Genomic DNA, 22,381 nt, shown 5'->3' on the forward strand with positions numbered 1-22,381 from the left:
ACTACCCCGCCCGGGTCGGCCGGTCCGCACTGTCCCTCACGGCCGGCCTGATCCAAACGACACCCCCTAGTCCACCGCTCGCCCCGTCAGCATCATCAGGCGATTGCGCACGGTGTCCATCTGCGCGTGCACGACGTCCCAGGTCTCGCCGTGCTCGCGCAGCACCTGCTCGGTCTCGCCGGCGATGCGTTCCTCGCGCACGCGTGCGTGCGCGAGGATCTCGGCGGCACGCACGCGTGCCTCCTCCTGGTCGCGGGCCGCCGCCTCCTCGGCCTCCCGCAGGGCCCGCTCGGCCGCGGCCAGTTCGGCCTCGGCCCGGGTCATCCGCTCGGTGTACCGCGCATCCAGCGCGGCGGCCCGCTCGGCCTCCACGCGCTCCACCTCGGCCCAGCGCTCGGTGTGCTCCCGGGACTGCTCGCCGAGCATGCCGGTGGCGCGCTGCCGTACCTCGCGCACCGCCGCGAGCGCCTCCGTACGCCCCGCCTTCACCGCCCGTCGGCTGCCGATGCGGTAGTCGTCGGCCTCGGCGCGTGCGGCGAGCAGGAGCCGTTGGGCGTAATCGTCGGCTTCCGCGCGGAGCGCGTCCGCGGCGTCCCGCGCCTCCTGGAGGGCACGCGCCGCGTCCGCCTCGGCCTGCGCGACCCGCTTCTCCGCCTCACGCCGCGCGCGTTTCCTGAGGTCCGCCGCCTCCTCCTGCACGACCTGGAACAGGCGCCGCGCGGAGTCCCCGAGCGTCTCGTACGTCTGCGGCGCGAGCTGCGCGACGACCTCGCGCGCCCGGGCGGCCTCCTCCCCCATCTCCCGGGCGAGCACGGTCAGCCGCGCGGCGCGCTCCCACGCGGCGTCCCGGTCGTCGAACAGCGCCCGCACGAAGGCGTCCACCTGATCGGGGCGGTAGCCGCGCCCCCGGACGGTCACGAAGCCGTGCGGCGGCATCGATGCACTGGTCACCGTGGGAACCCCTCTCCACCAGACATCCACGACATACCCGTCAGGTTGATTTCGCGCACATCTTGATGGATCGGGCGTAAGTGTTCATAACCCGACACTCCGCAGCCACGTCACGCTCGAATACCCGCACGCCGCGATCGGCGTCGTACGGGCGGCCGTTCGCGGCACCAGGTCGGCACGGCGGACGAGCACGCCGCGAACCCGTTCGGCCGACGGGCGCCCGGGTGGAACACGGACCGGCCGCACAACGCGGGATGCCCTCCACGCACGCGTGAAGGGCATCCCGAATTCACCACCGGACGGCGTTCGCTACAGCAGGCCGTCCCACATCTGCTCCAGCAGCACCGACCACCAGCTCTCCGGCGAACCGAGCGCCGCCGGGTCCAGCGCGGCCAGCTGCGCCTGGAAGTCGACGGTCCAGCGGCCCGCCTGCTCCTGGTTGAGGCCGTACCGCAGCCGCCACATCCGGCCCAGCAGTGCCAGACAGCGCGCGAACTCCGGCAGCCCGGTGTTCACGAACTGCGGCGGCACCGGAGCACCGCCCGGCCCCGCCTCCACGGGGACGGCGACGATGTTCGCCGTCCCGTACTGCACACAGATCGCCCGGCCGAAGTCGGTGCCCATCACGAGGTACGAGCCCGCGTCCGCCGCCGGCTGCACCCCCCGCTCGGCCGCCAGCTCCGCCAGCGTCGGCACCGGCCGGCCCGGCTGGGCCTGCGCCCAGAAGAACGGCCCCATGTCCACCGGCAGCCCGGCCACCACCAGCGTGTGCGCCACGACCGGCGGCACGCCCTGCCGCGACACCGCCTGCTGCTCGAACCGGAACACCGCCGGCCCGAACGCCGCCGCCAGCTCCTGCCCGATCCCCTCCGGCGGGAGGGGCGGCACGGCCTGCACCGGCGGCAGCGGCGCCCGCACCGGCGCGGGCCGCGCGGGCCCGTCCGCCACCTGGTGCAACTCGCCCTGGTGCGCCAGCAACTGCTGCATCCCCTGCTGCCGACTCGCGTGGTCCGTGCCGTACGGCGCGATGCTCGCGATCCGCGCCTGCGGCCACTGCTCCCGGATCATCCGCGCGCAGTAGGCACCCGGCAGCTCGCACGACTCCAGCTCCGTGTGCAGCTCCAGCACCTGGTCCGACGGCACGTTCATCGCCCGCAGCTCATGGAAGATCTGCCACTCCGGATGCGGCGTGCCCGGCGCCGAACGCCGGATCAGCTGCTGCTCCGAACCGTCCTGCGCGCGGTAGCGCAGCACGGCCTGGTAGCCGGGGCCGACCGTCGGCTGCCCCTGCGGCGGATACCCGTACGCCGGCGCCTGCCCCGGAACGGGCCCGCCCGGCGGCATCGGCTGCGGGGCGCCCGGCGGCATCCCGGGGGCGCCCGGACCGGGCGGGGCAGGCGGGGCGGGCGGCACAGGCGCGCCCGGTCCGCCCACCGGCGGGGCGGCGAGCATGGTCTCCGCCTGGTGCACGGCACCCCGGCCGCCACCGGGCGCACCGGGACCGGCGGGAGCGCCCGGAGGCTGCGGCGCGCCGGGTACGCCAGGAGCCCCGGGGGCTCCCGGAGGCTGGGGCGCGCCGGGCGCGGGGGGCATGCCCGGGACACCCGGGACGCCCGGAGGCTGCGGTGCGCCGCCCAGCTGGCTGGGGCCGGCCAGCATCGTGGCCGCCTGGTGCACGTTGCCTCCGGGCGGGGCAGGCGGGTTGGGGGCGCCCGGCGCGTTCGGCGTGCCCGGAGCGCCCGGGCCCTGGAGCCCCTCCGGCCCGAGCGCCGGCGCGAACTGCGTCGGTACATACGCGTTCGCGGACGCGCTCGGCGCGGGCGGCGGCGCACTCCCCGGCCGCACGCCCGGCGCGCCCGGGGCACCCGGCGGCGGAGGCGGCGCGCCCGCGCCACCGCGCGCCCTCCTCGGCGGCGGCGCGGCCTTGCTCGTCGCGGCGTCCGCGATGTCCCCGGCGTTCGGCGCGAGCGACCGCCCGGACGTGCCGGAGTCCGCCGACATCAGCGACGCGTCCGGAGCGCCGCCCGGCGCCTGCGGATAGCCGTACGAGGGGGCGCCCGGAGGCGGCGCAGGCGTGTGGGCGCCCGGGGGCGGGAACGGGGCCCCGAGCGCCGGAGCCTGGGCCGGTACGCCCGGCGGCGGCGTGCCGGGTGCGCCCGGCGGCGGCGTGCCGGGTGCGCCCGGCGCCTGCGGATAGCCGTACGGCGGCGTACCGGGCGTCGGGGGCGGGGGCGTGCTGGTCTGCGCGGCACCCGGCGCGGCCGGAGCCCCGGGCACCCCGGGTGCACCAGGCACTCCCGGCGCTCCAGCGGGAGCGGGCGGACCGCCCTGCGTGCCCGGCAGCCGGGAAGCGTCGAGCGCCGGGGCGACCGCCGTCGGCGGCAGCTGGCTGCCCCCCGACATCAGCGCCGTCTTCGCCTCCGGCGTGGACGCCGGAGGCCGGGGAACGTCGGGCTCGCTCAGCGGCGGCGCGAACACCGTCGCGGGCAGCGGCACGGAACGGTCGTCCTCACCCGGGTCCGCGTTGGTGTCCGTACCGGCCCACGGCGTCGCGCCCACCGGCACATCGGCAGCAGGCGCTCCCGCGGGAGGCACGGCCGCGGGAGGCGCGGCGGCCGGCACCCCGGCCCGCGTCTGCGCCGGCCCCGCACCACCGGCAGCCGAAGCCCCGGCAGCGGCACCGGACCCGGGCTCCGGACGCCGTTCACCGATGCCCATCTTGTCCGCCGCCTCCTGCAACCACTCCGGCGGAGTCAGCAGGAACGACGTCTGGTTCAGGTCGACACGGGCGGGCGCCGGTGCCGGTGCCGCGCCCTGCGGGCCGTCGGGACCGCCGTACTCCTCCTCGAAGCGGCGGATCACCTCACCCACCGGCAGCGCCGGCCACAGCGTCGCCTCCCCGCTGTCGCGGGCGATGACGAGCCGCTGCGCACCCCCGTCCGAACGCGGGCCCTCCGCCCGGTCCTCGCCCCACACCACGAACCCCAGCTCGAACTCCCGCACCCGCACCTCACGATGCTGGTACGCGGGCACGTCGCCGTTGATCCACTCCTCGGCGCGCTCCTGCGCCTGCGCGTAGGTCACCATCGCCTGAAGCTCACTCCCCCACCGGACCGGACGACGCCGAACCGGACGACACCGGGACGACATGGGCGAAACCACCGTCGACCATCAGATTCGCCACCGTCTCCAACTCCGGCGGACTACCCGCCAACCGGGACAGGAACGCGTCGAAGTCGTCGCCCGCCGGCAGCAGCAACCGCTCCACCCGCTCCGCCGGCGACCACGACGGATCCACGTCCCGCACATCGTCGTACGCGCAGAACCACACCGAACCCGGCCGCGCGCCCTTCACCTTCACCGCGAGCAGGCCGCCCTGGACGAACGCGACACCGAGGTAGTCCTTCGTCAGATGGTCGCGCAGACACTTGTTGACGTACACGAGGTCGTTGACCGCCGCCTCGTCCCGCACCGTGAAGAACGGCTGGTCCACCAGCAGACCCAACTCGGCGTCCAGCGCCGTGCCCACCGGCGCGCAACCGCCCGCCGCCTTCAGGAACGAGCGGTACGCGCCCGGCAGCCGGTAGCCGAGATCCTCCTCGACCCCCAGCACCTGCGCCTCCGACACCGCCGCACCCGACTTCGGCAGCCCGAAGTGCGCCGGCCGCGTCTCCTGCAACGGCCGCGTCCCGCGCTTGCCATGGTCCACCGGCGCCGTCGCGATCCCGCCGTGATGCCGCAGCAGCGCCTTCACCTCGACCGGAACCAGCTCCAACCGCCGCGTACCCGCGACGTGGTGCCACGTCCAGCCGTGCGGCGTCGCCACGTCCGGCACCGTGTCCCACAACTCGTGCCGGTCCGCGGCCAGCGCGGCGTTCGCCGACACGAAGTCCGTCAGCCGCAGTTCGTCGACCCCGAACCCGTCCGGCGGCTCGGCGATCTCCACCGCCACGCGCGCGTACGGAGCGAAATCCGGGTAACCGCGCTCGTCGACCCGTACTCCTCTCGGGTGACGCGCCGCCCGGACCGGATCCGGAAAGTGCACGACCTGCCCGGCGTAGGCCGCGTTCGGTGGCGCGGCTTGCTGCCCGAGCCGACCTGTCGTCATGGCGGTAGCCCCCTGCGGCGTTCTCTTAGGCCTCAATCGGCGGTGTCGATCGCGGATGGCGACAGCCTATGCGGTACACGCACCCCGGTCACCGGCCCACCGCAACCCACGGAAAGCACCCCTCCGCTTCCGTGACCGGCCGTCACCCCACCGTGACGACCTGCCCCGACCGTGGCGTGTCGCCCCGCCCCAGCTTCCGCACGAGCCACGGCATTTGGCACCCTGTGTCCTTCGGGGGGATGCCCGGGAGGGGAAGACGATCATGAATACCTTGCACCACGGAGGTACCGACGTGCGCTCCGGCGACCCCCGCATCGGCTGGAGCGGCCCCGACGCACCCCCCGTCCCCACCCTCCGCCACCGCCGCGACGGCATCCTGCCCACCGTCGCCGCCGCCCTCTCCGTCCACGGCGCCACCCTCACCGGCACCGCCGCCCGCGGCGACACACCCCCCGCCCTGCACCACCTCGTCCAGGACTTCCTCGACACCCTCACCAGCGCCCAACGCGACCGCTTCACCGGCCGCTGCGCCGAGACGATCCTCATCTCCCGGCACATCACCGCCGCCGACGCCACCCGCAGCAAACGCGCCGCCCGCAAACCCATGACCAACAGCGAGGCCCGCAAAGCCCTCAAACACGCCAAACTCACCGCCCGCCGCATACGCGAGGACGGCGACCCCCTCCACGGCAGTTTCGCCACCCCCTGCCGCGCCTGCACCGCCCTCAGCGCCCACTTCGGCGTCCGCATCGTCGACCCCACGGCAACCGACGGCTGACCCGCGGCAACCGACGGCCGAAGACCGCCGTCACCCCCCGTACCAACGCCGCACCACCGCCGGCACGACGAACGAAGGGCAGATGCACCCCGACCACGCCACCACCCCCAAGCTCCCCCGCCCCACCACCGAGCACGGGGCAACCGCACCACGCTTCGCCGTCCCCGTCGACGCCGCCCTGCGCTCCGCCGGCTGGCAACCGGGACGCTGGGACATAAAACAAGCCGAGTTCTGGGCCGACACCCTGCGCGAGCACACCTCACCCGCCGGCCACCGGCACACCGTCTTCCCCGCCGCCGTCGAGGCCTGGGCCGAATTCGGCGGACTCCGCATCACCCCCGGCGGACCCGGCCGCCAGATCGCACCCGCCACCCTCCACCTCGACCCGCTCCACGGCCGCCACCTCGCCCGCACCCTCGGCGACCTCGGCCTCGCCCTCGGCACCGAACTGTGCCCCCTCGGCCAGGAGACCGACACCACCGCGGCACTCGCGATCGACGCCGAAGGCCGCGTCTACACCCTCGACCACACCGGCGACTGGTACGTCGGCCCCGACATCGACCACGCCCTCGCCACCCTCATCACCGGCATCGAACCCGTACGCCTCACCGCCGGCTGACCACCGGCCCACCGCACGGACGCCACGGGGCTACACCGCCGGAATCACCGCCGACACCCGAAAGCCCCCCGCGTCCGTCGGCCCCGACACGAACACACCGCCCAGCGCCGCGACCCGCTCCCGCATCCCCACCAGACCGTTCCCACCCGACGGCAGCCCGGCCGCGGACGCGGAACCCGGCTCCGGCGGCGCCTCGTTCTCCACCTGCATCGCGATCTCCGACACCCGGTGCGCCAGCCGCACATGCGTCTTCGCACCCGCCGCGTGCTTGTGAACGTTCGTCAACGCCTCCTGCACCACCCGGTACGCCGTCTGCTCCACCTGCGCCGCATACGACCGCGCCTCCCCCATCACCGACAGCTCCACGACCATCCCTGCCGCCGCCGACTGACCGATCAACTCGTCCAGCTCCGACAGACACGGCCCTTCCCCGGACACCGCCTCGTCCACCGCCCGGGAAGCCGCCGCAGCAGCCGCCTCCCGCACCGCCGCCAACGGCACCCCCGCACCCCGCCGGCCCACCACGTCCTCACCGGCCCGCAGCACCCCGAGCATCTCCCGCAACTCGGTCAGCGCCTGCCGCCCCATGTCCCCCACCAGAGCGGCATTGCGCACCGCCTTCTCCGGATCCTTCCGCGCCACCGCCTGCAACGCCGCCGCATGCACCACCATCAGGCTCACCCGGTGCGCCACGACGTCGTGCATCTCCCGCGCGATCCGCGTCCGCTCCTCACCCCGCGCCCACTCGGCCCGCTCCTCCGCCCGCTCCGCGAGCAACTGGAGCTCCCGCTCCAGCGAGTCCGCCCGCTCCCGCAGGCTCTCCATCAACCGCCGCCGCGCACCCACGTACAGCCCGAACAGCAACGGCGGAGCCGTCAGCCCCAACGACGTCGTCACCGCCGCGAACGGCACGAACCAGTCACCCAGCGTCAGATCCCCGCGCGCCATGCTCTGCCGCACCCGCACGAACGTCACGATCATCGTGCCCAGCAACGACATCCCCGCCAGCGCGCCGATCACCCGCCGCGGCAGCTCGCACGACGCCAGCGTGTACAGGCCGACGATGCCCATCAGGAAGCCCATCTCGGCCGGCGTGATCGCGATGGCGACCAGCACGACGGCGATCGGCCACTTCCGCCGCACCAACAGCACGGACCCGGCGATCACCCCGAACAGAACCCCCAGGAACACCGGAATCCCCGCGTCCCGCGCGAACGGCACCCCCTCGGCACCGCACTCCAGAGCCGACACCAGCGCCAGACTCCCGTCGAGCACCGCACTGCGCCACCTGGCCCACCACCAGGGGCCGGTCGGGCCCCCGGTGTGCTCTTCCCCCGTCGTGGTCATGCATCCAGCCTACGGGCGACCGGTCCGCCATTTCCGGCGACTTTCGCCTACCGCAGCACACCACACTCCGTGACCGAGCGACCTCGAAACGATCGGATATCCCTCGAACTGGTGAACCACACTCGTTCACGTCCGGAACGGATCATTCCGCCAGGACGGTACGCGCATGACACATGCACACGGCAAATACGCCGACTTCGAGGCCTTACGGGAGCGGGCGGTGGCCCTGCGACGGGCGGGGCTCAGCCGACGACAGATCCGCGACCGCCTGCACGTCGACAACAACGACATCCTCAACCGCCTCCTGGAGGGCGAGCCCCCACCGGACTGGACCAAGCGCCCGAACGCGAAGGACGACCTGCGGGACAGGGCGAGGGAGCTACGACTCCAGGGCTGGACGTACGACCAGATCCAGGTCGAGCTGGGGTGCTCGAAGAGTTCGATCTCGCTGTGGGTGCGGGACCTGCCGAGGCCAGAGCGCAAGCGCAGCACCGACGAGGCAGCGGCCATCGCGCGCAGGGGCTGGGAGGAGAAGCTGCGCATCCGGGACGAGGAGCGGCAACAGACCAAGGAAACGGCCAGGCTGGCGGTCGGCGACCTCTCGGAACGCGAGCTGTTCCTGGCGGGCGTCGTCCTCTATTGGGCCGAGGGAGCCAAGGACAAGGCCTACAGCGACCAACGGCGTGAGAACTTGCAATTCATCAACAGCGACCCCAACGTGATCCGCTTCTACCTCGCCTGGCTCACGTCGCTAGGAGTAGAACGCGACCGTATGCGATTCCGTGTCAGCATTCACGAATCTGCGGACGTCGTGGCAGCCGAGGCCTTCTGGGCCGGCCTGGTCGGGGTGGACCGCTCAACGTTCCAGTCGAGCACCCTCAAGAAGCACAACCCCCGCACGAACCGGAGGAACACCGCGGACGCCTATCACGGCTGCTTGGTCATCTACGTACTCAAGAGCGCCGACTTGTACCGTCGCATGGAGGGCGCCTGGTACGGCATAGTAGGAGGCGCCGCTCGACAGCCTGACTAAATGTCCGGTTTGGTCGAGATGTTCCCCCGTGGTGTAATTGGCAGCACTGTGGCTTTTGGTGCCATCTGTCCGGGTTCGAGTCCTGGCGGGGGAGCCTTGTTCGGTTCGGGTCCTGACCGGTGTCACCACCGTCAGGGCCCGCTCTCATGTCCCCCAAGAAACGCCCCGGTATCCTGCGGCTGTATCCCCACCCATCCAGAGCCGAAGGGCAACCCCGTGAGCGCCATTCGCCCGGCCGCCGTCGTCGTTCTCGCAGCGGGTGAGGGCACCCGTATGAAGTCGGCCACACCGAAGGTCCTGCACCAGATCTGCGGCCGCTCCCTCGTGGGCCATGTGCTGGCCGCCGCCCGTGAGTTGGACCCGCAGCACCTCGTCGTGGTCGTCGGTCACGCCCGTGAGCAGGTCGCCGCGCACCTCGCCGAGATCGACCCCGGCACCAGGACCGCCGTGCAGGCGGAGCAGAACGGCACCGGGCACGCCGTGCGGATGGGTCTGGAGGAGCTGGGCGGCACCGTGGAGGGGACCGTCGTGGTCGTCTGCGGGGACACGCCCCTGCTCACCGGCGACACCCTGAAGCAGCTCGCCGCCACGCACGCCGCCGACGGCAACGCCGTGACCGTGCTGACGGCCGAGGTGCCGGACGCGACGGGGTACGGGCGGATCGTGCGCGACGAGGCGACCGGCGCGGTCACCGCGATCGTCGAGCACAAGGACGCGACCGAGGCCCAGCGGGCGGTCCGGGAGATCAACAGCGGGGTGTTCGCGTTCGACGGGCAGCTGCTGGCGGACGCGCTCAAGAAGGTGCGGACGGACAACAGCCAGGGCGAGGAGTACCTGACCGATGTGCTCGGGATCCTGCGGGAGGCCGGGCACCGGGTCGGGGCGTCGGTGGCGGGCGATCACCGCGAGATCGCCGGGATCAACAACCGGGTGCAGCTCGCCGAGGCGCGCCGGATCCTCAACGACCGGCTGCTGACGGCGGCGATGCTCGACGGGGTCACCGTCGTCGACCCGGCCACGACCTGGGTCGACGTGACCGTGACCTTCGAGCGGGACGCGGTCGTGCACCCGGGGACGCAGCTGACCGGTGCCACGCACCTGGCCGAGGGTGCGGAGGTCGGGCCGAACAGCCGGCTGAAGGACACCGAGGTGGGTGCGGGCGCGCGGGTGGACAACACCGTGTCCGACTCGGCCCATATCGGTCCGAACGCGACGGTGGGGCCGTACGCGTATCTGCGGCCGGGGACGAGGCTGGGCGCCAAGGGCAAGATCGGGACGTACGTCGAGACGAAGAACGCCTCGATCGGGGAGGGGACGAAGGTGCCCCATCTCTCCTACGTCGGTGACGCGACGATCGGTGAGTACACGAACATCGGCGCGGCGAGCGTGTTCGTGAACTACGACGGCCAGGACAAGCATCACACCACCGTCGGGTCGCATTGCCGGACGGGTTCGGACAACATGTTTGTGGCTCCTGTCACGGTCGGGGACGGCGCTTACACCGCCGCCGGGTCCGTGATCACGAAGGATGTGCCGCCCGGTTCGCTGGCCGTGGCCCGTGGTCAGCAGCGGAATATCGAGGGTTGGGTGGCCCGGAAGCGTCCGGGGAGCGCGGCGGCGAAGGCGGCCGAGGTGGCGTCCCGGCAGGGCGAGAGCGAGGACTGACCGGAAACGTGTGCGCCAAACACGGCGTACCGTGATAAGTGCACATCCGCACGCGTGCATCCGCACCCCTACCAGCTGGTTCGGCCTTTCATGCCCAGACGGGAGGCCGTACGAGCAGCCGGCTGGATGAGACAACCTCTGAGGAGACAGTGCTGTGACCGGGATCAAGACGACCGGCGAGAAGAAGATGATGTTCTTCTCCGGCCGCGCCCACCCCGAGCTTGCCGAGGAGATCGCCCACCAGCTGGGTATCGGGGTCGTCCCGACCAAGGCCTTCGACTTCGCGAACGGCGAGATCTACGTCCGGTACCAGGAGTCGGCGCGTGGTGCGGACTGCTTCGTGATCCAGAGCCACACGGCTCCGATCAACCAGTGGATCATGGAGCAGTTGATCATGCTGGACGCGCTGAAGCGTGCGTCGGCCCGTTCCATCACGGTGATCGTGCCTTTCTATGGTTACGCGCGGCAGGACAAGAAGCACCGGGGTCGTGAACCGATTTCGGCGCGTCTGATCGCCGACCTGATGAAGACGGCGGGTGCGGACCGGATCCTGACGGTGGATCTGCACACGGACCAGATTCAGGGCTTCTTCGACGGCCCGGTCGACCATCTGTTCGCGCTGCCGCTGCTCGCCGACTACGTGGGCGACAAGGTGGACCGGGACAAGCTGACGGTCGTGTCGCCGGACGCGGGTCGGGTGCGGGTCGCGGACCGCTGGTGCGACCGGCTGGGTGCGCCGCTGGCGATCGTGCACAAGCGGCGTGACAAGGACGTGGCGAACCAGGTGACCGTCCACGAGGTCGTGGGTGAGGTCAAGGGCCGTGTGTGTGTCCTGGTGGACGACATGATCGACACGGGTGGCACGATCTGTGCGGCCGCCGACGCGCTGTTCGCGCACGGCGCCGAGGACGTCATCGTCACGGCGACGCACGGTGTGCTCTCCGGTCCGGCCGCGGACCGGCTGAAGAACTCGCGGGTGAGTGAGTTCGTGTTCACGAACACGCTGCCGACTCCGGGTGAGCTGGCGGCGGACCTGGACAAGATCAGGGTGCTGTCGATCGCTCCGACGATCGCGAGCGCGGTGCGTGAGGTCTTCGAGGACGGTTCGGTGACGAGCCTGTTCGACGAGCAGTGAGTCGCTGAAGATCCTTTTGGGTACGGCCTGCCCGCCGAGTAGACTGCTGAGGTTGCTCGGCGAGGGAGGCCGTACGCGTATGTACGGCGCTCCGTTATCGACGCGCTCTTCGTAGCAGGCCGTTCGTGGCCGGGTGACCCCGTCCGTTCCTACCTCTACGAGGAGTGATCAGCATGTCCGAGGTGAAGCTCGCCGCCGAGACCCGTACCGAGTTCGGCAAGGGTGCGGCCCGTCGCATCCGCCGCGAGAACAAGGTTCCGGTTGTCCTGTACGGCCACGGCACCGACCCGGTCCACCTGACCCTGCCGGGCCACGAACTTCAGATGGCGCTGCGTACGCCGAACGTCCTGATCTCCCTGGACATCGACGGCAAGGCCAACGAGCTGGCGATCCCGAAGGCCGTCCAGCGTGACGCGATCAAGGGTTTCCTGGAGCACGTCGACCTGCTGCTGGTCAAGCGTGGCGAGAAGGTCACCGTCGAGATCCCGGTGCACACCGAGGGCGAGCTGGCCCCGGGGGGCAACCTACTGGAGCACGTCCTGTCGGCGCTGCCGGTCGAGGCCGAGGCCACGCACATCCCGGAGGCCGTGACGGTGTCCGTGCAGGGTCTGGAGGCCGGTGCCTCCGTCCTCGCCAAGGACATCTCGCTGCCGAAGGGCACCACGCTGGCCGTCGAGGGGGACGCGGTCGTGCTGCAGGTCCTGGCCGCGCAGGCCGAGGAGACCGAGGGCGAGGCCGCCGAGGGCGAAGAGGTCGCCGAGGCCTGAGCGCCGTAGGCGTCGTCAACTGTTCAGCCGCCGCTCCCTTGTCCGGGGGCGGCGGCTGGCGCGTATCAAGGAGACATGGACGTGACCACCGCCGCCAGTGACCCCTGGCTGATCGTCGGGCTCGGCAATCCCGGGCCGGAGTACGCCATGAACCGGCACAACGTCGGTTTCATGGTGGTGGACCTGCTCGCGGAGCGGATCGGGGGGAAGTTCAAGCGGGCGGGCAAGGCGCAGGCGCAGGTGCTGGAGGGGCGGATCGGGCCGGCGGGGCCGGCGAGCCGCCGGGTGGTGCTGGCGAAGCCGACGTCGTACATGAACCTGTCCGGTGGTCCGGTGAACGCGCTGAGGGACTTCTACAAGGTGCCGGTGGCGAACGTCGTCGCGGTCCATGACGAGCTGGACATCGATTACGGCGTGCTGCGGCTGAAGCTGGGCGGCGGGGACAACGGGCACAACGGTCTGAAGTCGATGACGAAGGCGATGGGCGCGGACTACCACCGGGTGCGGTTCGGGATCGGGCGGCCGCCGGGGCGGATGCAGGTGGCGGACTTCGTGCTGAAGGACTTCTCGTCGGCGGAGCGCAAGGAGCTGGACTACTTCGTGGACCGTGCGGCGGACGCGGTGGAGTGCCTGCTGGCGGAGGGGCTGGAGCGGGCGCAGAGCGCGTACAACTCCTGACATGTACTTCTACGGCGGACACGCGAGTTGACCCGCCGCGTGGGTATGGCCAATGATCCCGGCCATGCCTGCCACAGCCGCCACCGCCCGCCAGGTGTCCGTGTCCGCGTTGCGCCTCGGGCGGGTCGTGGCGATGGGCGCGGTCGCCGCGCTGATCCTGTTCGCCGGGGTGTGGGGTTCGTGGGGGACCGCGCAGCACGTGATGCTGGCCAAGGGGCGGGAGGCGGGCACGGTCCGGGTGACCTCCTGCGTCAAAAACACGTGTGCCGGCCCGTTCACGCCGACGACGTCGGGGTCGCGGGTACGCGCGCGTGTGGAGCTGCCGGAGTCGGTGGCGGTGCGTGTGGGGCGGACGTACGACGTGGTTTTGAAGCCGGGTACGGCGGACGCGGTGCGCTCGGGGCCGGCGGGGATCCTGTACGCGTGGGTGCCGCTGGGCGGGGCGCTGTTGCTGGCCTCGGTGGTGGTCGCGGGCGGGATGCGGCTGACGCGGGTGGCCTGGGTGCTGGGGCTGTCCGGTGCGGGGCTGTTGACGGCGGCGTTCGTGGCGATCCAGTGAGCTGGGGAAGAGGCTGCGGAAAAGAGGGTGCCCCCGGGGTCGTACGGCCTCGGGGGCACCGTCTGTGTCGGGGCCGGGTCAGCCGGTGTTGCGCAGGCCGGCCGCCACGCCGTTGACGGTGAGGAGCAGGGCGCGGGAGAGCGTCGGGTCGGCCTCGGCGCCGGCGGCGGCCGCGTCGCGCTGGCGCTTGAGCAGGGCGACCTGGAGGTAGGAGATCGGGTCCAGGTAGGCGTCGCGGATGGTGAAGGTCTGACGCAACGCGGGCTGGGCGTCGAGCAGTTCGCGCTCGCCCGTCACGCGCAGGACCTCGCGGACGGTCAGCTCGTGTTCGGCCTTGATGGTGTCGAAGACGTGCTTGAGGTCGTCGGGGACGAGGGTGTCGACGTAGTGCTGGGCGATGCGCAGGTCGGTCTTCGCGAGGGTCATCTCGACGTTGGAGATGAAGTTCTGGAAGAAGTGCCACTGCTGGTGCATCTCGTCGAGCACGGTGTCCCCTTCCTGCCGCAGGCCCGCCTCGCGCAGGGCCTTCAGGCCGGAGCCGACGCCGAACCAGCCGGGGACGATCTGGCGGGACTGGGTCCAGCCGAACACCCACGGGATGGCGCGCAGGCCGTCGAGTCCGGCGCCGGAGTCGGGCCGGCGCGAGGGGCGCGAGCCGAGGTGGAGGTCGGCGAGCTGGTCGACGGGGGTGGAGGCGAAGAAGTACGCGGGGAGGTCCGGGTCCTCGACGAGCCTGCGGTAGGCGCTGTGGGCGGCGTCCGAGACGACGTCCATGGCGGCGTCCCAGCGGGCGAGGGCCTCGTCGGACTGGCGGGGTGCCGTGTGCAGGGCGGAGGCCTGGAGGGTGGCGGCGACGGTCAGTTCCAGGTTCTCCCGGGCGAGGGAGGGGATCAGGTACTTGTCGGAGATGACCTCGCCCTGCTCGGTGACCTTGATCTCGCCTTCCAGGGTGCCCCAGGGCTGGGCGAGGATCGCGTCGTGGGAGGGGCCGCCGCCGCGGCCGACGGTGCCGCCGCGGCCGTGGAAGAGGCGCAGCCGTACGCCGTAGCGGTGGGCGACGTCGCGCAGTCGGCGCTGGGCGCGGTGGATCTCCCACTGGCTGGTGGTGATGCCGCCGAACTTGGAGGAGTCGGAGTAGCCGAGCATGACCTCCTGGACGTCGCCGCGCAGCGCGACCAGGCGCCGGTAGGACGGGTCGGAGAGCATGTCCTCCAGGATGGTGTCGGCGGCGCGCAGTTCGTCGGTGGTCTCCAGGAGCGGGACGATGCCGATCTTGGCCCAGCCGGCGTGCAGGTCGATCAGGCCGGCCTCGCGGGCGAGGACGGCGGCGGCGAAGACGTCGTCGGCGCCCTGGCACATGGAGATGATGTACGACTCGATGACCTCGGGGCCGAAGACCGCCAGGGCCTTCTTGACGGTCTCGAAGACGCCGAGCGTCTTGGCGCCGGCCGCGTCGACGGGTGCCGGGGTGGGCGCGAGCGGCCTCCTCGACCTGAGCTCCTTGGCGAGGAGCTTGGCGCGGTACTCGCGGGGCATGTCGGCGTAGCGCCAGGACTCCTCGCCGAGCCGGTCGAAGAGCTGGCCGAGGGCGTGGTGGTGGGCGTCGGCGTGTTCGCGGACGTCCATGGTGGCGAGCTGGAGGCCGAAGGCGGCCAGGGTGCGGATGACGCGGCCGAGGCGGCCGTCGGCGAAGAGGCCGCCGCGGTGCTCGCGCAGCGAGGTCTGGACGAGCCGCAGGTCGCTCAGCAGCTCGCCGGTGCCGAGGTAGTCGCGGCCGTCCTCGTGCGGGGTGCCCTTGGCGAGGCGCTGCTTGGTGTTCTCCAGCTTCTGCCGGATGCAGGTGGCCTTGAGCCGGTAGGGCTCCTCGGCGTTGAGGCGCTTGTAGCGGGGGCTGATCTCGGGCAGCTTGTCCAGGTCGGTCTGGAGGGAGGTCAGCAGTTCCTCGGTCGCGCCGGCGTAGCGGATGGAGTTGGAGAGCAGGCCGCGCAGCTCGTCGATGGTCTCCAGGGCGTCGTTGATGCCGTGCTCGTGCTGGAGGATGAGGACGTCCCAGGTGACCTGGGGGGTGACGTTGGGGTTGCCGTCGCGGTCGCCGCCGATCCAGGTGCCGAAGGTGAGGGGGCGGGTGTCGTCGGGCAGCTTCACGCCGACCCGCTCCAGCTCGGCGGTGAGGTCCTCCAGGACGTCGCCCACGGCCCCGGCGTGCAGTTCGTCGAGGTAGTAGATGGCGTTGCGGGCCTCGTCCGCCGGTTCCGGCCGTACGACGCGCAGCTCGTCGGTCTGCCACACCAGGTCGATGTTCTCGGCGAGGCGGACGTCGTGGCGGCGGCGGTCGGAGTCCAGGACGGGGGCGTCCAGGAGGGCGGCGATGCGCCGGAGCTTGTTGAGGACGGACCGGCGGGCGGCCTCGGTGGGGTGCGCGGTGAAGACCGGGCGCACGTTGAGGTGCTGGACGGTCTGCCTCAGGTGCTCGGGGTCGGCATCCTTGAGCCGGTCGGCGGTGCGGGCGAGCAGGCCGCCCTCGGCGGCGCGGCGGGCGCGCAGCTCGCGGCCGCGGTGCACCTGCTCGGTGACGTTGGCGAGGTGGAAGTAGGTGGAGAAGGCGCGGACCAGCTTGGCCGCGGTCTGCAGCTCGGTGCCGCGCAGCAGCTCGGCGGCGGCCTCGCCGTCCTCGCGGGTGAGGCGGCGGACCTTCTCGACCAGGTCGAGCAGTTCCGGGCCCTCCTGCCGTACGAGGGTCTCGCCCAGGAGATCACCCAGGCGGCGGATGTCGGCGCGCAGCTCGCTGCCGGTCGTGGTGGTCTGGTCGTCGGCACTGCTCACAGGTGCGGCTCCTTGCAGTGTGGAACGTCTGGAGGGAACCCGGCGGTCTGCCACACGGCGGGGAGCCGCATACGGGCTGGAGCGTCCGGGAAGGAAACTTCAGCGGACCGCGCTGTCCGACCGAGACCAAGGATAGGTGTCCATACGGGCGCGCAGGCTGTGGGGCTCTTGCCGCCGTGTGACACGCTGCCATACTTACGACGCCGTAGGTTACGGAACCGTAGGGAATATCGTCGACTCCCGTCCGGTTCCGGCCGCCCGGTGTCCGCCCCGACCCTCGACCCGCCAGGGGACGCGCATGACCTCCAGTTCCGATGTGATCGACGAAGCCCGTAAGGCCACCGACACCTCCGCCCCCTCCGCCACGCTGGGCGGCGAGCAGAAGCGTTCGATCGAGCAGATCACGCTGCTCCTGTTCATCATCGTGCCGTTCCTGGCACTGGTGGCGGCCGTGCCGCTGGCCTGGGGCTGGGGGGTGAGCTGGCTCGACCTGGGCCTGCTGGTCTTCTTCTACTTCCTGGGGTGCCACGGCATCACGATCGGTTTCCACCGGTACTTCACGCATGGTTCGTTCAAGGCGAGGCGGCCGCTCAGGATCGCGCTGGCGATCATGGGGTCGCTGGCCGTCGAGGGCCCCCTGGTGCGCTGGGTGGCCGATCACCGCCGGCATCACAAGTTCTCCGACGCCGAGGGTGACCCGCACTCGCCGTGGCGGTTCGGGGAGACCGTGCCGGCGCTGATGAAGGGCCTGTGGTGGGCCCACATCGGCTGGATGTTCGACGAGGAGCAGACCCCGCAGGAAAAGTACGCGCCGGACCTGGTCAAGGACCCGGCGATCCGGGCGATCTCCCGGCAGTTCGTGATGTGGACGGCCGTGTCGCTGGCGCTGCCCCCGCTGGTCGGCGGTCTGGCGACGATGTCCTGGTGGGGCGCGTTCACCGCGTTCTTCTGGGGTTCACTCGTCCGGGTGGCGCTGCTCCACCATGTGACCTGGTCGATCAACTCGATCTGCCACGCGGTGGGCAAGCGGCCGTTCAGGTCGCGGGACCGTTCGGGCAACGTGTGGTGGCTGGCGGTGCTGTCCTGCGGGGAGTCGTGGCACAACCTGCACCACGCCGACCCGACCTCGGCGCGGCACGGGGTGATGCGCGGCCAGGTCGACTCCTCGGCCCGCTTCATCCGGATCTTCGAGCTGCTCGGCTGGGCGTACGACGTGCGCTGGCCGTCACGCTCACGTATCGATTCGCGCCGTAACACCGGTGATGACGGCTCCCGGCGCCGGAAGGTGAGCGCCGAGGCGGCATGATGGAGGCCGTGGCGACCGACTCCAGCAGCACCTCCAGCACCGACAAACCGCGGCGGACCCGCCGGACCCGTATGACCGGCGCCGAGCGCCGCCAGCAGTTGCTGGAGATCGGTCGCACCCTCTTCGCGGCGAAGGGCTTCGAGGGCACGTCGGTGGAGGAGATCGCGGCGAAGGCCGGGGTGTCCAAGCCGGTGGTGTACGAGCACTTCGGCGGCAAGGAGGGGCTGTACGCGGTGGTGGTGGACCGCGAGATGCGCCGCCTGCTGGACATGGTGACCGGCTCGCTGACCGCCGGGCACCCGCGCGAACTGTGCGAGCAGGCCGCCTTCGCCCTCCTGGACTACATCGAGGAGTACACGGACGGCTTCCGCATCCTGGTCCGCGACTCCCCCATCCCGCAGTCGACGGGCTCCTTCGCCTCGTTGATCTCCGACATCGCCACCCAGGTGGAGGACATCCTGGGCCGCGAGTTCAAGAGCCGGGGCTTCGACCCCAAGCTCGCTCCCCTCTACGCCCAGGCGCTGGTCGGCATGGTCGCGCTGACCGGCCAGTGGTGGCTGGACGTGCGCCGCCCGAAGAAGGCGGAGGTCGCGGCCCATCTGGTGAACCTCGCCTGGCACGGGCTGGACGGACTGGAGCAGAAGCCGCGGCTGATAGGGCACCGCAAGGCGTAGTCCCGGGCGGTCACCGGGGCTGGAGGAACTCCAGCCGGTTGCCCACCGGGTCCTGCGAGTAGAAGCGCAGATGGCCGGGGAGGTTGTCGTCCCAGGTCACCGGGGCGCCGAGCGATTCGAGGCGGGCCGCGTACTCCTCGATCCGCGTGACCCTGAGCCCCGGGTGCGCCTTCTTCGCCGCCCGCCAGTGACATTCTCCGCCTCCGGCGGGAGCTTCCTCCATGCCGATGTGCAGCTGGACGTAGCCCGCCTCGAACCAGCAGCCCCCGCGTGCCGCCAGCACGGGCGGCTTGGGGATCTCCGTCATGCCGAGGACGCCGACGTAGTACGCCCGCAGCGCGTCCTCCGACCCGGGCGGGGCCGCGAGCTGCACGTGATCGACCGCGACGAGCATGCTCAGGCCTCCTTGACGGCGACGGCGAACAGCCGGCGGAACGGCATGACCGTGCCGTACGGCGCGCTCGGGTAGGCCGCGCGCAGCAGGTCCCGGTACTCGGTGAGGAACGCGTCGCGTGCCTCGGGGTCGTCGGCGAGCACGGTCAGCGCGGGCCGCAGTCCGGTGCCCTTCACCCAGTCCAGGACGGCGTCCTCGCCGTGCAGGACGTGGTGGTACGTCGTCTGCCACACGTCGGTGGCGCAGCCGAGGCGGGCGAGCCGGTCGAGGTAGGCGCCGGGGGTGTGCACGGAGTCGGTGCGGCGCAGGACCTCGCCGAGGCGCGTCTTCCAGCGGGGCGTGGCGGCGAGGTCGCGCATCAGGGCGTGCAGCGGGGCGTCGATGTTGTCGGGCACCTGGAAGGCGAAGGTGCCGCCGGGCTTCAGGGCGCCGATCCAGTCGGCGAACCGGTCGGCGTGACCCGGCACCCACTGGAGCGTGGCGTTGGAGACGATCAGGTCGCACGGCTCCGCGGGCGTCCAGGTGCGCGCGTCGGCGGCGGCGAAGTCCAGCAGGCCTCCCCCGGCTGTGGGGCCCGCGTGGCCGGTGTGGGCGGCGTCGAGCATCTCGGACGAGTTGTCGTACCCGGTGACGTGCGCGCCCGGCCAGCGCTCGGTGAGCCGGACGGTGACGTTGCCGGGGCCGCAGCCGAGGTCGGCGATGCGCGGGTGCCCTGCGGGCGGCTGCGTGGGGAGGGCGGGGACGCGGGCGAGGAGGTCTGCGAAGGGGCGGGCCCGATGGTCGGCGTGGCGCAGGTACTGACCGGGGTCCCAGGTGGGGTTCGTCATGCCCATCACTCTCCCCTCCCCATTATCTTGATGTCAAGAGACTTGAGGTCAAGAGACTTCATGTCGACACAACCACTACACTGATCGCATGGAGGACGAGGTCGATCGGCTGGTCGCAGCGTGGCGCCGGGAGCGCCCGGACCTCGACGTGGAGCCGCTGGAAGTGCTCAGCCGGGTGAGCAGACTGGCCCGGCACCTGGACCGCGCACGCCGGCTCGCCTTTTCCGAGCACCAGCTGGAGCCCTGGGAGTTCGACGTGCTGACCGCGCTGCGCCGCGCGGGATCGCCGTATCAGCTCTCGCCCGGGCAGCTGCTGACGCAGACCCTGGTCACCTCGGGCACCATGACCAACCGGATCGACCGGCTGGCCCAGAAGGGCCTGGTGGAGCGGCTTCCCGATCCGAGCGACCGGCGGGGTGTGCTGGTCCGGCTGACCGGGACCGGCCGGGACCGCGCCGACCAGGCGCTCGCGGGCCTGCTGGAGCAGGAGCGGGCGATCCTCGCCGAGCTGTCCCGCGCCCAGCGCGCCGAACTGGCCGGGCTGCTACGCCAGTTGACCGCCCCGTTCGACAACATCCCCGGTTAGGTCGGCCGGACCGACGCCCGCGCGCCGGGCGAGCGCCACGGCGGCCAGCGTGGAGTGGACCCCGAGCTTGCCGAGGACGTTCTGCATGTGGGTGCGCACGGTGTGCGGGGAGAGGAACAGCCGCTCGGCGACGGCCTTGCGGCCCAGCCCGGCGACCATGCAGCGCAGCACCTCCCGCTCGCGCGGGGTGAGGGACTCCACGAGCCGCTCGCTCTCGGTACGGTGCCGGCGGGCGGCGGTGAGTTCGCGCAGGACGCCGGTGAGCAGGGCGGGCGGCAGATGGGTCTCGTCGCGCAGCACGCCCCGGATCACCGTGAGCAGCCGGGACAGCGAGCAGTCCTTGGCGACCCAGCCCGAGGCCCCGGCCTGGAGGGCGAGCGCCGCCCGCCGGGGATCGTCCTTCTCGGCCAGCACGACGATGCGCACGGCCGGCTGAGCGGCCCGGACCCCGGTCACGAGCGAGATCCCGTCGACGAGCCCCTCCGCGTTGCCCTCCTGCACGGGCACGGCCGGGCGGCTGCCGGGCACGTTGCCGCCGAGATCGGCGTCGACGAGCAGGACGTCGAAGCGGCGCCCGTCGTTCGCCGCCCGCTCCAGGCAGCGCAGCGCGGCGGGACCGCTGCCGGCGGCGGAGACCTCGACGTCGGGCTCGGCGGCCAGGGCGGCGGCGAGCGACTCGGCGAAGATGCGGTGGTCGTCCACGACCAGGACTCGGATGCGAACCACGAAACCCCCTTCCCCAGGCTCCGCGCGGAGCAGGGGATACCCAAGGTTTGGAAAACCCGGCCGACCGGCCGAAGTCCGGCGAACGCCGACCCACGTCGGGCACGACACTCACGGAGCACGACACCCGCGGAAAGGGACGCCCCCGCACGGCCGCCGCCGTCGCGGAGACTGCTACCCCCACCGCGGGCGCCGTACCCGCATGTCTCGCCCCCTGATCAGCACCGGCCCCCACCGGTGCTGCTCCTCAGAGTACGGATGCGAGCACGCAGCGGAAGGAGATTTACAGAACTGGCCGTCCGGCGCGTTTATCGTGTGCCGCATGTTTCGTATTGAGGCGGAAGTCGACAAAGCCCGACGCGATCTGCTCCACTCCCGGCTGCGGGACACCAACACGGCGGCGTCCCCGGTGCTGGCCGCACTGCGCGGTACCCCCGGCGCGCGCGAAGTCCCCCTCCACGTCTGGGCGTTGGACGAGACCGGTGGCCTGGCCGGCGGCCTGGTCGGCCACACCTGGGCGACCTGGCTGCACGTCACCTATCTGTGGGTCGACGCGGTCCACCGCGGCGCGGGGCTCGGCTCCCGCCTCCTGTCGCGGGCCGAGCACATCGCCACCACCCGGTCCTGCACGGCGTCCCGCCTGGAGACCTGGGACTTCCAGGCCCCGCGCTTCTACCAGAAACAGGGCTACGAGGTGGTCTGCGTGATCCCGGACTATCCGCCGGGGATCACGGAGTACACGCTGACGAAGCGGCTACCGGTGCGGTGAAACCCTCACCATGAAGGGAGCCTGACCGTCATGACCGCAGACCCGGCAGCCCCCGGCTCGTCCCGTCTCCCTGCCATGCGCACCATCGGTGAACTCCGGGCGGCCCGCACTCTGGGCCACGGCTTCCCCGGCGACGCCGACGACTTCGAGGCCGAGCTGCCGCGCGAGATCAACCACGCCGACCCGGCCGATCTCAGCGGCGTCGTCCGTCTGGTGGAGGAGTTCCGGGGCCGGATCGCCGCCCGGCAGGATCCCGGTTTCGATCACGCCGTGGCCGCGGCCGTCGCCGAGATCCGGGCCACCCGGGGCTCCGGCCGTTGACCGGGAACCGGCAGCCGGTCGTCGCCGAGATCACGCACGAGGCCCTCGCGCGCCGTCGGGCCATCGGCCACGGGGCCCGCGAAGCCGTGGAGACCCGCCGCGCCGAACTGGAGAAGAGCCCGGCCCTCGGCCGGCAGGCCCGCAGCGCGGTCGGCGACATGAAGCTGTGACGACACGCATCGAGGCCACGGACACCCGCCCGGCGCTCACGGTCACCTACGTCTACGACGCCCCGCCACCCGAGCCCGGACTGATCCGTATCGCCCTCGTCTCACCGGTCCGCTTCGCGGGCGGCGACGCCGGCCTCTGACACCGGCG

General features: G+C 71.9%; 23 protein-coding genes and 1 tRNA gene. 16 read left to right on the forward strand and 8 right to left on the reverse strand.

Going from position 1 to position 22,381, the window contains the following annotated elements:
• Positions 1–66: 66 nt before the first annotated feature.
• The 3 genes from ACZ4MF_RS07760 to ACZ4MF_RS07770 all read right to left on the reverse strand — a co-directional run bounded on the left by ACZ4MF_RS07760 (position 67) and on the right by ACZ4MF_RS07770 (position 5,059).
• Positions 67–951, reverse strand: coding sequence for a cellulose-binding protein (locus tag ACZ4MF_RS07760; RefSeq protein WP_467490808.1), 885 nt, complete (start codon positions 949–951; stop codon positions 67–69).
• A 309-nt stretch (positions 952–1,260) separates the two neighbouring features.
• On the reverse strand, positions 1,261–4,038 hold the full coding sequence (locus ACZ4MF_RS07765) for an SUKH-4 family immunity protein (RefSeq protein ID WP_467490810.1): 2,778 nt from the start codon (positions 4,036–4,038) through the stop codon (positions 1,261–1,263).
• A 10-nt stretch (positions 4,039–4,048) separates the two neighbouring features.
• Positions 4,049–5,059 carry an SMI1/KNR4 family protein gene (locus ACZ4MF_RS07770; RefSeq protein ID WP_467490812.1) on the reverse strand — a complete coding sequence of 337 codons (1,011 nt, stop codon included), beginning with the start codon at positions 5,057–5,059 and terminating at the stop codon, positions 4,049–4,051.
• Between the two features lie 262 nt (positions 5,060–5,321).
• On the opposite strand from ACZ4MF_RS07770, the gene ACZ4MF_RS07775 reads away from it, so the two are divergent.
• Both ACZ4MF_RS07775 and ACZ4MF_RS07780 read left to right on the forward strand, forming a co-directional pair.
• Positions 5,322–5,837: a YwqJ-related putative deaminase gene (locus ACZ4MF_RS07775; protein ID WP_467490814.1), complete on the forward strand. Its 516-nt coding sequence runs from the start codon at positions 5,322–5,324 to the stop codon at positions 5,835–5,837.
• An 82-nt stretch (positions 5,838–5,919) separates the two neighbouring features.
• Complete coding sequence (locus ACZ4MF_RS07780) at positions 5,920–6,456, forward strand: SUKH-3 domain-containing protein (RefSeq protein ID WP_467490816.1); 537 nt, start codon at positions 5,920–5,922, stop codon at positions 6,454–6,456.
• A gap of 30 nt (positions 6,457–6,486) precedes the next feature.
• Here the strand turns inward: ACZ4MF_RS07780 and ACZ4MF_RS07785 are convergent, their stop codons facing one another.
• Complete coding sequence (locus ACZ4MF_RS07785) at positions 6,487–7,803, reverse strand: sensor histidine kinase (RefSeq protein ID WP_467490818.1); 1,317 nt, start codon at positions 7,801–7,803, stop codon at positions 6,487–6,489.
• Positions 7,804–7,969: 166 nt separating this feature from the next.
• Between ACZ4MF_RS07785 and ACZ4MF_RS07790 the strand changes: the two genes are divergently transcribed.
• From ACZ4MF_RS07790 to ACZ4MF_RS07820, 7 genes are all read left to right on the forward strand, one after another.
• Complete coding sequence (locus ACZ4MF_RS07790) at positions 7,970–8,836, forward strand: hypothetical protein (protein WP_467490820.1); 867 nt, start codon at positions 7,970–7,972, stop codon at positions 8,834–8,836.
• A gap of 22 nt (positions 8,837–8,858) precedes the next feature.
• A tRNA-Gln gene (locus ACZ4MF_RS07795) sits at positions 8,859–8,930 on the forward strand.
• 122 nt (positions 8,931–9,052) lie between these two features.
• Complete coding sequence (glmU, locus tag ACZ4MF_RS07800) at positions 9,053–10,501, forward strand: bifunctional UDP-N-acetylglucosamine diphosphorylase/glucosamine-1-phosphate N-acetyltransferase GlmU (protein ID WP_467490822.1); 1,449 nt, start codon at positions 9,053–9,055, stop codon at positions 10,499–10,501.
• A gap of 154 nt (positions 10,502–10,655) precedes the next feature.
• Positions 10,656–11,636, forward strand: a complete 981-nt coding sequence (locus ACZ4MF_RS07805; RefSeq protein WP_467490824.1) for a ribose-phosphate diphosphokinase — start codon at positions 10,656–10,658, stop codon at positions 11,634–11,636.
• 173 nt (positions 11,637–11,809) lie between these two features.
• Entirely contained in the window at positions 11,810–12,403 is a 594-nt protein-coding gene (locus tag ACZ4MF_RS07810; RefSeq protein ID WP_467490826.1) for a 50S ribosomal protein L25/general stress protein Ctc, read from the forward strand.
• A gap of 75 nt (positions 12,404–12,478) precedes the next feature.
• Entirely contained in the window at positions 12,479–13,081 is a 603-nt protein-coding gene (gene pth, locus ACZ4MF_RS07815) for an aminoacyl-tRNA hydrolase (protein WP_467490828.1), read from the forward strand.
• Positions 13,082–13,133: 52 nt separating this feature from the next.
• On the forward strand, positions 13,134–13,640 hold the full coding sequence (locus ACZ4MF_RS07820) for a hypothetical protein (RefSeq protein ID WP_467490829.1): 507 nt from the start codon (positions 13,134–13,136) through the stop codon (positions 13,638–13,640).
• A 78-nt stretch (positions 13,641–13,718) separates the two neighbouring features.
• Here ACZ4MF_RS07820 and ppc read toward each other — a convergent pair whose 3' ends face one another.
• Complete coding sequence (gene ppc, locus ACZ4MF_RS07825) at positions 13,719–16,463, reverse strand: phosphoenolpyruvate carboxylase (RefSeq protein WP_467490831.1); 2,745 nt, start codon at positions 16,461–16,463, stop codon at positions 13,719–13,721.
• 298 nt (positions 16,464–16,761) lie between these two features.
• Here ppc and ACZ4MF_RS07830 point away from each other — a divergent pair, with 298 nt between their 5' ends.
• Together ACZ4MF_RS07830 and ACZ4MF_RS07835 are read left to right on the forward strand one after the other, a co-directional pair.
• Positions 16,762–17,769 (forward strand): acyl-CoA desaturase, encoded by a 1,008-nt coding sequence (locus tag ACZ4MF_RS07830; RefSeq protein WP_467490833.1) that lies wholly within the window; start codon positions 16,762–16,764, stop codon positions 17,767–17,769.
• Positions 17,766–18,443 (forward strand): TetR/AcrR family transcriptional regulator, encoded by a 678-nt coding sequence (locus tag ACZ4MF_RS07835; RefSeq protein ID WP_071379360.1) that lies wholly within the window; start codon positions 17,766–17,768, stop codon positions 18,441–18,443. Before ACZ4MF_RS07830 ends, ACZ4MF_RS07835 begins: the two co-directional genes overlap by 4 nt.
• Before the next feature lie 10 nt (positions 18,444–18,453).
• Here ACZ4MF_RS07835 and ACZ4MF_RS07840 read toward each other — a convergent pair whose 3' ends face one another.
• On the reverse strand, positions 18,454–18,837 hold the full coding sequence (locus ACZ4MF_RS07840; protein ID WP_467490836.1) for a VOC family protein: 384 nt from the start codon (positions 18,835–18,837) through the stop codon (positions 18,454–18,456).
• 2 nt (positions 18,838–18,839) lie between these two features.
• Positions 18,840–19,664: a trans-aconitate 2-methyltransferase gene (locus ACZ4MF_RS07845; RefSeq protein WP_467490838.1), complete on the reverse strand. Its 825-nt coding sequence runs from the start codon at positions 19,662–19,664 to the stop codon at positions 18,840–18,842.
• A gap of 88 nt (positions 19,665–19,752) precedes the next feature.
• Between ACZ4MF_RS07845 and ACZ4MF_RS07850 the strand changes: the two genes are divergently transcribed.
• Positions 19,753–20,250 carry a MarR family winged helix-turn-helix transcriptional regulator gene (locus ACZ4MF_RS07850; protein ID WP_356027122.1) on the forward strand — a complete coding sequence of 166 codons (498 nt, stop codon included), beginning with the start codon at positions 19,753–19,755 and terminating at the stop codon, positions 20,248–20,250.
• Here the strand turns inward: ACZ4MF_RS07850 and ACZ4MF_RS07855 are convergent.
• Positions 20,209–20,976, reverse strand: coding sequence for a response regulator transcription factor (locus ACZ4MF_RS07855; protein ID WP_356027120.1), 768 nt, complete (start codon positions 20,974–20,976; stop codon positions 20,209–20,211). The genes ACZ4MF_RS07850 and ACZ4MF_RS07855 overlap by 42 nt on opposite strands.
• A gap of 319 nt (positions 20,977–21,295) precedes the next feature.
• Between ACZ4MF_RS07855 and ACZ4MF_RS07860 the strand changes: the two genes are divergently transcribed.
• From ACZ4MF_RS07860 to ACZ4MF_RS07875, 4 genes are read left to right on the forward strand one after another with little or no spacing between them, the layout of a single operon-like run.
• Positions 21,296–21,742 (forward strand): GNAT family N-acetyltransferase, encoded by a 447-nt coding sequence (locus ACZ4MF_RS07860; RefSeq protein WP_356027117.1) that lies wholly within the window; start codon positions 21,296–21,298, stop codon positions 21,740–21,742.
• Positions 21,743–21,772: 30 nt separating this feature from the next.
• On the forward strand, positions 21,773–22,063 hold the full coding sequence (locus ACZ4MF_RS07865; protein WP_467490841.1) for a hypothetical protein: 291 nt from the start codon (positions 21,773–21,775) through the stop codon (positions 22,061–22,063).
• Positions 22,060–22,233: a hypothetical protein gene (locus tag ACZ4MF_RS07870; protein ID WP_467490843.1), complete on the forward strand. Its 174-nt coding sequence runs from the start codon at positions 22,060–22,062 to the stop codon at positions 22,231–22,233. The genes ACZ4MF_RS07865 and ACZ4MF_RS07870 overlap by 4 nt, the downstream gene beginning before the upstream one ends.
• The gene (locus ACZ4MF_RS07875) at positions 22,230–22,373 is read left to right on the forward strand and encodes a hypothetical protein (protein ID WP_467490845.1); all 144 of its coding nucleotides are present in this window, start codon (positions 22,230–22,232) and stop codon (positions 22,371–22,373) included. The genes ACZ4MF_RS07870 and ACZ4MF_RS07875 overlap by 4 nt, the downstream gene beginning before the upstream one ends.
• Positions 22,374–22,381: the final 8 nt, after the last annotated feature.

This window comes from Streptomyces sp. NPDC025793 (assembly GCF_055558375.1).